Here is a 3,728-nt window from a genome sequence, read left to right on the forward strand (position 1 = left end):
GTTCCCATTTCCTTCGCCATCATGAAACGCATGTTCAAACGTGGTTGCCAATGCGAAGTAAATCATGCTCCATGCATTAAACAGGCGGAAATCACGCAGGCCGACGTAGCATCCCCAAACCAATTGGTCGATCAGCCGCAATTCGTTTCGCACGGCATCGCTGTAGGATTGCAGCGACGGATGACGTGACGAACCTGACTGTGCCAGCAGTATTTGTGAAAGTCGTTGGACGCCGCTAATCGAATGGGCGATTCCCGTGCTGTGCAGTGGGTCAATGAATCCAGCCGTAAAGGGAAGCGCCGCCCAATCGGGCCCCGCCGCGACCGATGCCAAGCGTTGCAATCGATCCGTCTGGAAAACGTGTCCCGGAAACACGCTCAATTGAGCGTTTCCAAACAAGTCACGCAGTACGCGGCGCTCGGCAATCACCGCATTTAAATCGTATTGTCTCGCACGTGATCGTTCGCTCGCGTTACCCGACTCGTCAAACACGAATCCGACACTGGTTCGCCCGTTTTCAAAGCCCAAGTTCCACATCCATCCATCGGAAAACAGATGGTGAACTGCTGAATCCTCGACGACAAACGGATAGTCACGCCGCTTCGCACCGCGGCAATCGAGCCATTCACTTAGAGATCGCACGTGATCAAAGTGCGTAAACGTCGCCGATGAATGGGTTAGTAGTGTTTCTGTTTCGTCTTTGACTCGCAATTTTCGCAGCAACAAACGATTGCCGCCGGTCGCGTCGACAATAAAGGGCGTGGCAAGCGTTTCGCTGCGGTGGTCCGAGGTCAGGCTTAACCGCCAATGGTGATCTGTCACATGGTCAATCGAGTCGACCACTGTGTTCACCCATGTCGACACGCCGCTGGTTCGGGCGACGTCAAAGAAATAGCGATCCACGTCGGCGCGGTACCACTGAGTATCCGCCAGCTCACGCGACTCGCTCGCCGATACCAACAACTCGTCACGATGATCGTCGCGAGCTTTGAATCCATCGTCGTGACCGTGCCAGAAATAGCTGAAGCCTCGTTTGCAACCACACGCGATTTCCGGTTTTGCTTCACGCCACGAACCGAAACGAGTTAGCGGACTCAGTTCGTCCAGCTTGTATCGTCTGACTAAGTGATCCAGCATGAAATCGGCGGCCGGCGTCGACGATTCGCCAATCGCAAAGCGAGGGTGTTCGCCGCGATCAACGATTGCAACTCGCATGCCTTGGTTGGCAAGGATCATCGCCAGCAAACTGCCAGCGAATCCGGCACCGAGGACGACGAGGTCATATTGGTTGGGATTCCGTTTGGATGGCACCAAGCTACTCCGAGCAAGCGTCACAAAAAATCGCGGACGCCCCACGCTGAGTTAGATTCATTTGGGCAAGCCGGGCGATTCGGATATCACGGCACATGTCGCAGGGAAAGAGGGGGCCGGCATCCCATAGGTCGACAAACACACGTCCTTTTTGCTTCGCAATCCCCACTTCGGCAACACGTTCCATTGACGCACCGCTTGGTGGCGAGAAATGCCCTCGCTCAGCAAGCCTTTCCATCATCCCGTTTCCCGACCGAGTGGGGATCACGACACAGCAGTCAACGCCCCGGTCAAAGGCGTAGTCCAACGAGCGGAGTGACCAATCCGTTGCCTCGGATTCGTCCAGAAATGGCGGTTTTTGCAGTAGAAACACGCGTGTGCGAATGCCCTCGTGGTGCAACCAGGTCGCGGCGTCGTCGAAATCCTCCAGTGTCATTGACTTGTTCAAGCTTGCCAATACCTCGGGGTGACACGTCTCCAGTCCAATCGCGATTTCCAATTGTGACGGTGCTACGAGGTCACGAAAACGCAAGACATCGTCGTTGCAGAATTTTGGGTGATTTTCAACAATTACCGTATCGAAACCGCGAACGAGTTCCGCGATCACGGCATGATCCTGGACAGGAATCGCCCTGCGGTCAAAGAAGTTGCCGCTGTTGTAAAGTTTGATTTCGCGAGCTGTAGGAAGTGTCGTGAGCGCCGTACGGATTTGCTCGGGAATGTCGCCTGCCTGGACGCTGTCGGTGAGTGTGTTTTTCCACAGGTCACACATCAAGCAGCGAAATGGGCATTCGCGATTGGTCAAAAAGATCGTCGCCACATCGACGACTTGGCGATTCGCGTTACATTCGGGTTCGACCAATGCCGCATAGGCGCGGCGAGCATCCACGTCGTTACGAGCAGTTCTCGACGCAATGATTTGCTCTGAGGAAAACTTGGGAAAGGGCTTACGCATGAAGCTGGGTGAATTCTCGACGATATTCCGCTTCGGATCGGGGAAACAAATCCGCGTAACGCTTTCTTGATGAAACGCCGTGCTGGAAACGGCGCTTGGGAAAGATTGGCATGTCCAAACCCGTCACCGACTTGATTCCACGCCCCACAACTTCGCCTTTTAGTGAATACAGTTTTTCGTGGTCCCAATCGGTTAGCTCGATAAACGGGATTCCTTCGGCAACGTCAATCACGCTGGGCAGTGCATAGGGGCTGAATCCGATGAAACCAAGTTTTCTCGCCGGAGCCCACGAGCGAACATGGCCACGGCTTTGGCCGCCCGAGTAGGTTTGTGAGTGTTTGACCGCGTCGACTCCCCAGCCTTCTTGATACAGCATCAAGTTGTTCAGCACACTGACAATCGTCAACTCGGGGTTCTCTTCGATCGGATAGTCTTTCAGGTTTTCGTCGCCTCCGTCACCATCGACGAGGTATCGCCAATCGGGATAGCGATCTCGAATGCCTTGGCACAATGCGAGTCCGACGGTGGCGGCTTGGACGTCGAGCGGTTTGTAGTCTTCGATCGTTGCGATCGCGCTACGGTAGTCGATGGATGAGACTGGCACGTCAATCGTTTCGAGAAACAATTGCAAATCGAGTTGTTTTAGAAACTCAACCGCTTGCTTGGCGTCTTCTCCTTCGCCGTCGACCGATAACGTGAACGCCTTCAACCGGCTTGGCGATTGCCCACGACGAAGCAGCCGATCATACAGCACCAAGAATACGGAACCGCTATCGATGCCTCCTGAGAACATCACACCGATCGGTTCATCGGAGTCGATGCGATCGAGCCATTGGTCACACGACTTAGCGAGTTGGCCAATGTAAATCTTGCCAATTTCGTCCAAGTCGGCCGGCAAACGATTTCGCTCGGGGGTTAAGAAGCGATGATGAGCAGGACTTGGGTCCGGGCATCCGATTAATCGTAATTCCAGCACATGGTGTGCGGGAACCATACGGGTGTACGACGGGTGGAACTGATCCGCCAGGCCTTCGCTTTCCAAAAAGTTTTGGATCTCATCAATCCGCTCCGCGACAATCAAGCACGGGCCTTCGGTTCGTTTGGCGAGAAAGAATCGCATCGGCCGCGCCAACGTGCGGGCCATCCGAATCCTTTGCCCGTCTTTATGTAGTAACGCGAATTGTCCTTCGATTTGACGCACGCGGTCGGGATCCCCGCTTGCCACGGCCTCAATCGCTTCGTCCGTCGTCATGTTCAGAATTTGATTCGCGTCGGGGTCGAGTAGATTGACAAGTCGCTCGACATATTGGTGATTCATCCGATTGTCCGGCAAAAAGTGGAGAAGAGGCTGCTCGCCCCAGAGACATGGGATGCCGTTCGAGACATGCGGGGGCGCAGAGGAAAGGGGGTGGAGGCGGTTTCGATGATATCAGCAACCCCACGGCGTGCAATCCCCCGCGTT

The 3,728-nt window shown here is 54.7% G+C and carries 3 protein-coding genes; all 3 read right to left on the reverse strand.

What is annotated here, in order from left to right; all coding sequences use genetic code 11:
- The coding region (locus tag RMSM_RS11005; protein ID WP_144057555.1) for an NAD(P)/FAD-dependent oxidoreductase at window positions 1-1,311 on the reverse strand (1,311 nt) is incomplete at its 3' end.
- 4 nt (window positions 1,312-1,315) lie between these two features.
- Window positions 1,316-2,266, reverse strand: a complete 951-nt coding sequence (locus RMSM_RS11010; RefSeq protein WP_040765688.1) for an archaeosine biosynthesis radical SAM protein RaSEA — start codon at window positions 2,264-2,266, stop codon at window positions 1,316-1,318.
- Window positions 2,259-3,584 (reverse strand): asparagine synthase-related protein, encoded by a 1,326-nt coding sequence (locus tag RMSM_RS11015; protein ID WP_008695422.1) that lies wholly within the window; start codon window positions 3,582-3,584, stop codon window positions 2,259-2,261. Before RMSM_RS11015 ends, RMSM_RS11010 begins: the two co-directional genes overlap by 8 nt.
- Window positions 3,585-3,728 lie beyond the last annotated feature (144 nt).

The organism is Rhodopirellula maiorica SM1 (genome assembly GCF_000346295.1).
Lineage (GTDB): Bacteria > Planctomycetota > Planctomycetia > Pirellulales > Pirellulaceae > Novipirellula > Novipirellula maiorica.